Source organism: Streptomyces sp. NPDC048411 (assembly GCF_040704695.1).
Taxonomy (GTDB): Bacteria; Actinomycetota; Actinomycetes; order Streptomycetales; family Streptomycetaceae; genus Streptomyces.
On record NZ_JBEZKL010000242.1, the window covers coordinates 1 to 5,770 of the forward strand.

General features: G+C 68.1%; 3 protein-coding genes and 3 pseudogenes. 2 read left to right on the forward strand and 4 right to left on the reverse strand.

Annotated elements, in window-relative coordinates:
- Nucleotides 1-94 precede the first annotated feature (94 nt).
- The 3 pseudogenes from AB0915_RS38015 to AB0915_RS38025 all read right to left on the reverse strand — a co-directional run.
- Nucleotides 95-1,123: pseudogene (locus tag AB0915_RS38015) on the reverse strand (beta-N-acetylglucosaminidase domain-containing protein); the annotation flags it as partial.
- Nucleotides 1,124-1,491: 368 nt separating this feature from the next.
- Nucleotides 1,492-1,608, reverse strand: a pseudogene (locus tag AB0915_RS38020) (indole-3-glycerol-phosphate synthase TrpC); the annotation flags it as partial.
- Nucleotides 1,604-1,839: pseudogene (locus AB0915_RS38025) on the reverse strand (restriction endonuclease); the annotation flags it as partial. The pseudogenes AB0915_RS38020 and AB0915_RS38025, both read right to left, overlap by 5 nt.
- A gap of 147 nt (nucleotides 1,840-1,986) precedes the next feature.
- Here AB0915_RS38025 and AB0915_RS38030 point away from each other — a divergent pair.
- Entirely contained in the window at nucleotides 1,987-2,418 is a 432-nt protein-coding gene (locus AB0915_RS38030) for a hypothetical protein (RefSeq protein WP_366695816.1), read from the forward strand.
- Between the two features lie 19 nt (nucleotides 2,419-2,437).
- Here AB0915_RS38030 and AB0915_RS38035 read toward each other — a convergent pair whose 3' ends face one another.
- Nucleotides 2,438-2,602 carry an alpha/beta fold hydrolase gene (locus tag AB0915_RS38035; RefSeq protein ID WP_366695818.1) on the reverse strand — a complete coding sequence of 55 codons (165 nt, stop codon included), beginning with the start codon at nucleotides 2,600-2,602 and terminating at the stop codon, nucleotides 2,438-2,440.
- A gap of 320 nt (nucleotides 2,603-2,922) precedes the next feature.
- On the opposite strand from AB0915_RS38035, the gene AB0915_RS38040 reads away from it, so the two are divergent.
- Complete coding sequence (locus AB0915_RS38040) at nucleotides 2,923-5,208, forward strand: family 20 glycosylhydrolase (protein WP_366695820.1); 2,286 nt, start codon at nucleotides 2,923-2,925, stop codon at nucleotides 5,206-5,208.
- The last annotated feature ends 562 nt before the right edge of the window (nucleotides 5,209-5,770 follow it).

The window sequence follows — 5,770 nt, forward strand, 5'->3', positions numbered from 1 at the left end:
GGTACGTCACCCCGCTCGAAACGAGGATCTTGCTCAGGCAGGACCTCACCCCCGCAGCCTAAAAACCCGCTGTCCAGGCCCCAGGGGGAACTTCATTGAGCAGATCTACCTGCGCCTTCGCGGCTGCGGTGCGTCCCGGTTGGCCGTACGCTGCCTGGTCGGCCGCGCAGTTCCACCTGGTGTAGCTGATGTCGTCCAGAGGGATGGAGAAGGACCGGGTGCCCAGGTCGTAGAGGGCCTGGAGCTTGGCCTTGAGGGCCTTGCGGTCGTCGGGGTCGGAGTAGCAGATCGAGCCGCCGGGTGAGACGGCGAACGTGAAGCGGACGTGGTTCGCGGTGGCCCGGTTCACCAGCTCGCCCAGTTCGGCGAGTTTGTCGGTGGGATAGGGGTCGCGCCACTTGCCGCGGTGGTAGGGGTCGTCCTTGGGCGCGTAGATATAGGTGTTGGCCTTGACGTCGCCGTAGAAGTCCATCTGGTCGAGCCGTTCGGCGTGCGTCCACGGCTGACCGTAGAAGCCCTCGATCGTGCCGCGCAGCGGCATCGACGGGAAGTCGACGGCCTGCGCGCCGGCAATCTTCCAGCCGTCGTCGCCGCGGACGAAGAGCTGAAGGAGCGTCTGCACGGCGTAGAACTGGCCGGTGGCGTCGTGACCGCCCAGGGCGATCTGCGCGCCCCGCTCACTGGCGTTGACCCGCAGGGCGTATCCCTCGGCACGGTCCGGGGCGGCCACGTCGCCGAGCGCCTCGGCAACGTCCGGCCGGGCGGCCGGGCCGATCCGCACGGTGAGCAGGCCGGCGGAGGCCTTGGGGACGTTGCCGGGCGTGACGATGTCGATCCGGTCGGCGCCGTGCTTCCTGAGCTCGCGGAAGAGGCGGTCACGCGCTGCCGCGTCCGTGGCGTCGTCGGCGACGAGGAGCACACGGCCGGTCACGGTGGCATCGCGGCCGGAACGGGTGAGCGACTGGGGCGTGGGGGAGACGGGCGGCAGCGGTTCGGCGCTGGCGGGCGGGCCCTGCTGCGATGTTGCCGCGAAGGCCACGGGGCCCTGAGCCAGCGCGCCGGAGGCTATGGAACCTGCAAGCGCGAGACATGCGCTCAGGGCGATAACACGTCTTCCCATCAGAGCTCCAAGAGGTCTAGACCAATATTCTGCCTGCAAGGATAGTGGTGGAACTCCATTCCCCGTCAAGGGCGCCGACCGTATTTGGGGCGGGCCATTGCCCGTTTCTCGGTCTCGCGCTCGGCAACCACCAACTACCCGACCACCTCGGCCAGGTTCGCAGCGATCCGAGGTGCCGCGAGCGGGTGGCGGAGGCGGTCGGGAGCCGCGCACACAGTGCGGACTCGGCTGCCCCTCACCCTCCACCGTGCCGGGCCGTGCTCCCGGAGACGCGGCCAGCAGTGTCCCGGGCCCCACCGTCGTCGTCGGGCGCGGATCGACTTCCCTTACTGCACAAGACACAGCTGGGCCGGTACAGGAGACACGGCTCCTCAGGTGCGACGCCGAGCGGCATGGTGGGCACTGGCAGCGACAAGGTCAGAGATGGCGGCCCGCGGGTTGCGACCCACGATCAGCGATTCGCCCACCAGTACCGCGTCGGCGCCTTCGCGGAGGCGGAACAGGGCGCAGCAGCTCCCACAGCGGACGCTGTCCGTCGGCCCAGGTGGCGAGGGTTGCCCTGTCCACAAGGTGCAGGCGCTGTGACTTGGCGAAGTCCTGGGCGGGTTTGGAGAATCGGCCGTTGGTGACCAGGACGATGACGTCGCTTTGCGGACGGGGCGTCCGGTGCCGTTGAGGACCTGGAGGTCCGGTGTTCCGGCGGCGGCTCCGGCCAGGCCGCGGGTCACCGAGGCTAAGGCGGACGCCCTCTACGCCGACGTACACGCGACGGCACGTACCGCACCGACCGAGCCGGACGCCGTCGACGGCCTTGCTCGCCCTGACGGTCGCGGACCGCACCTATCAACTACCCATGCAAACACGGGTTGAGCGCCTTCCGTGAACGAGCCGACCCGTCCCGCTGGCCCGCGAACGTCTTCCTCGGCCCCACCCGCCCCTACCGGGCCTCCCGCCTCGCCGTATTCGCCCGCCCCTGGCCGGACGCCTCCACCGCGACCCGCTCCTGGCCTCTCGGCAACCCGTCGGCGGGCACCGAGACCCCCGAGGGCACCTGCACGATCCTCGCCGGCGCCCGCCTCACCCGCGCCGAACGACTGGCCACTGAGGTCGGGCCCGGGGTGGTGTGGACGTACGCCGGCACGCGCCTCCAGCTCACGCTGCGGCCCCTGTTGCCGCATGAGCAGGGGTGCGGCGGATCTGAAGGTCACGGGCTGAGCGCCGGGTCCGCCGGCGGCGCGACGGTGGGACGGGCGCGGCCACGTGGCCGCGCCCGTGCGGTGCCCGTACGGATCAGCTGATGCTCCGTCGGACCGTCGATCAGGAGAACGCCGGGGGCCTGCAGGGCCTCCAGGAGCGCACGATCGGCGGCATCAGTACGAGCCCTGCCACCCGGTCGGGATGGCGTCCGGCGACGATGCGGGCCTGGACACCCCCGCTGGACCCTCCGACGAGCACGGCCCGGCCGATCCCGACGCTGTCCATGAAGGCCAGCAGGCCGGCGAAGGCCTCGGGAAGGTAGCCGCGCGGAGGCTTGGCGGCGTCCCCGGGGCGGCGGTGTATCAGTCCTGCACATTGGCCCCCGCTTGTAAGTCCTGCACGCTGCCCCCCTCTTGACCATGGCGCTTGCACGGGCCACACTCCCATCAACTCTAGACCGGTCTAGACCAGTTGATGGAGGCATCATGTCAAAATCTGGTCGTCGTGCCGTCCCTCGTCACCAGGGGTCGGCGAAGTTGCGAATATCGGGACTCGCTGGCTGCCTCGCAGCCCTCACGGCATGCTCGATGCTGGTGTCGCCCGCAATGGCGAGTGAGGCGGGCGCGAAACCTACTGTTCGAACGACGCCTGGGGGGGCCCGAAGCGACGTCGCCGACCCACGCACGACCCTGCTACCGGTTCCGCAGAACTGGGAGCCCGCAGGGGGGAAGCTCACCCTGGCGAACACGACCAGGGTCGTGATCGATCCGGCCACTGCCGGCCGCTGGACCGTTGTCTCGGGCATGACGACAGAATCCGACCCCATTGTGTCGACCCGGCCGCTGCGCGAGGTCGCACGGTATGCCGCTCGAGACATCGAGGCCCGCACGGGTGTCCGCTTGCCCCTCACCCAAGCGAACAGTGCGAACGACAACGGCATCCAGGTGGCCCTCGATGCGGCTCTCGCACCCGAGGTCGGCCCCGAGGGGTACCGGCTGGAGATCGGTCGGACGGTGCGGCTCACCGCGCCCACGGCCAGTGGCATCTATTACGGGTCGCGCAGCCTGATCCAGCTGCTGGTCGGGAGCGCCGACCAACGCACCCTGCCCACCGGTGTCCTCACCGACCGTGCCAACACCACCGTGCGCATGAACGCGATCGACGTGTCCCGTGAGTACTGGGAGCCTCGCGCCGTGGCCGACGTCATCCGACAGATGGGGTACCTCAAGCAGAACTACCTGGTGCTTCACGTCGATGACGCAGAGGGTTTCCGACTCAACAGCCCCAAGTACCCCGGGCTGGCCGAGCCAGGCTTCAGCTACGACCGGGCTGACATCGAGAGTCTCGACCGGATCGCCCGGGAGAACAACGTGACCCTAGTTCCAGGTTTCGAGCTGCCGGCCCACGTCTCACCCAAGTCGGCCTACTTCCACGTCGGCATGGCAGACGGGCCGCGTGAGGTCGAACCGGGGTTCGGTGAGCGCGACACGGGCGCGACTCCGCAGAACACCTGCCAGGGCTACAGCTACAGCCACCTGACCGACGACTTCACGTTCAACCTCATGAACCCGAAGGCCCTCAAGGTCTCCCAGGAGTTGCTCGACGAGTTCCTCCCCTGGTTCTCCTCGCCATGGGTCCACCTCGGTGGTGACGAGATGCCCCCCAACATGAACCGCTGCCCCGCTTTGGGGAACTACGTGGCCAACTCGAACGGCAAGTACGCCACGACGGCCGATGTCGAGATGGAGTTCATCAATGAGGTGAATGACCACGTTCGAGCCAAGGGCCGCACCTCGGTGGTCTACAACGGCTCCGAGGCGTCAGCGCGCAACATCCCGCTCGACACCAACATCATGGTCATGGACTGGACCGGCAGTGGAACCGCCGCCCACCTGAAGCCCTACGACAAGATCGTCGCTGACGGCAGCTTCCTCTACCTGGTGCCGGCCCGTTCAGGCCGCCCCAACCAGCAGCGCATCGCCCAGACGTGGACCACACCCACCGACCCGAAGATCCTCGGGTGGGGCATGCACGTCTGGGGTGACGACTTGGGCTGGGCTGAAGGCCAGTGGCTCGAGTCGCTGTCGATCATGCCGAGAGGTCGGGTCGCAGACCGGCAGTGGAACACCCGCCCGCGCACCCAGACGGAGTACGCGGCATACGAGGCCACCATGCAGACCATCGGTACCGCACCGGGATACACGGGCTCCCTGCAGCCCAACGCCACCACGAACGCCCGACCGATCCACCAGTACGTCATGGATCCGGAGTTCCCCCGTGGCACCTATGACGCGCACACGTCGAACAACCGACGCGGAATCATCGACCGATGCGACCTCAGCGGGATGACCCCGCTGTTCGTCTCGACGCGCTCAGCCACCGACCCGGACAAGGGTCAGGTGAAGGTCATCGACTCCGGCGGCTACTGGCTCGGGGCCTCCAACCTGACCGGGCCCTGGTCGGTCACCGGCACCGTCAAGGTGAGCGGAACAGTGACTCTGCTCGGCCAGGTCGACTCCACGAACCGGGTCACCCTGAGCCCGACCGACATCACCGTGCGCTGGAACGGTGTGACCCAGAGCTTTGGTCGTGGCCTCGGGTCAGGGCAGTGGGCCGACTTCGCTCTCACCAGCGACGGTTCGGCTGTCACGCTGTATCTCGACGGTGAGCGCGTCGGCACCGTCACCAGTGAGCTGACGCTGCCCCGCTCGCGGATGCTCTACGGCACGTCCGGCACGACTCTCGCCGCCCTGGACATCTACGCACAGCGCCTCACGGCCGACCAGGTGTCCTCCGTGCGGACGCAGCGTCCCGAGGCTGTCTGCGCGACCTACCCCGCGGCGCCGACACTGCCCGCGCCTCGGCCTGCCGGACCACCGACACATAGCTGAGGAGGGCCCTACTGCTCATCGCTCAGGATGGCTTTCTTAACGGGTTTGGGGTTCTGGTGTCGACGTACTCGCGTATGTGCAGAGGTAGGTATGGATGAACGTACAGAGTTCGGCATTCAGTAACGCGGGACTGGGAGGGTCTCGGGATGCTGCATGGTGCGACAATCTGGCCGTGTTTGAGGAGCTGTCGCGCTGGTACATGGTCGTCTCCCGGGCAGCTGCACGTGGCCGCCGCGCCTCGCACCTTGGAGCCGGCCCTGTGGTCCTCGGCAAATGAGCAGGCGCTGCGGGCGGCGTTTCTACGATGCGCGCCCCAGTCCAAGGACCGCTGGGACCAGGTCCTGAAGGCAACTGATCCCGCAGTTGCCTTCGGGGAGCTGTTCGTCCCGAAGGAATCCAGGACGTTCTGCGGCCGGCGCCCGACCCGGGGTGCGGCGTCGGCCGGTCAGACCCGGTGGCGCGGGGTTAGCCTCGATCCTTCAGAGGTGATCGTTGCCGCATAGGGTGATCACTTCGCCCCGTTTGTCCCCGCTGTTCGCGGTCAGGGTCATCGCGTGTCGCT

Bases quoted from the DNA above. Each gene is read 5' to 3' on its own strand.
- AB0915_RS38035 (WP_366695818.1), bottom strand. From the start codon at position 2,602: ATGGACAGCGTCGGGATCGGCCGGGCCGTGCTCGTCGGAGGGTCCAGC.
- AB0915_RS38040 (WP_366695820.1), top strand. From the start codon at position 2,923: ATGGCGAGTGAGGCGGGCGCGAAACCTACTGTTCGAACGACGCCTGGG.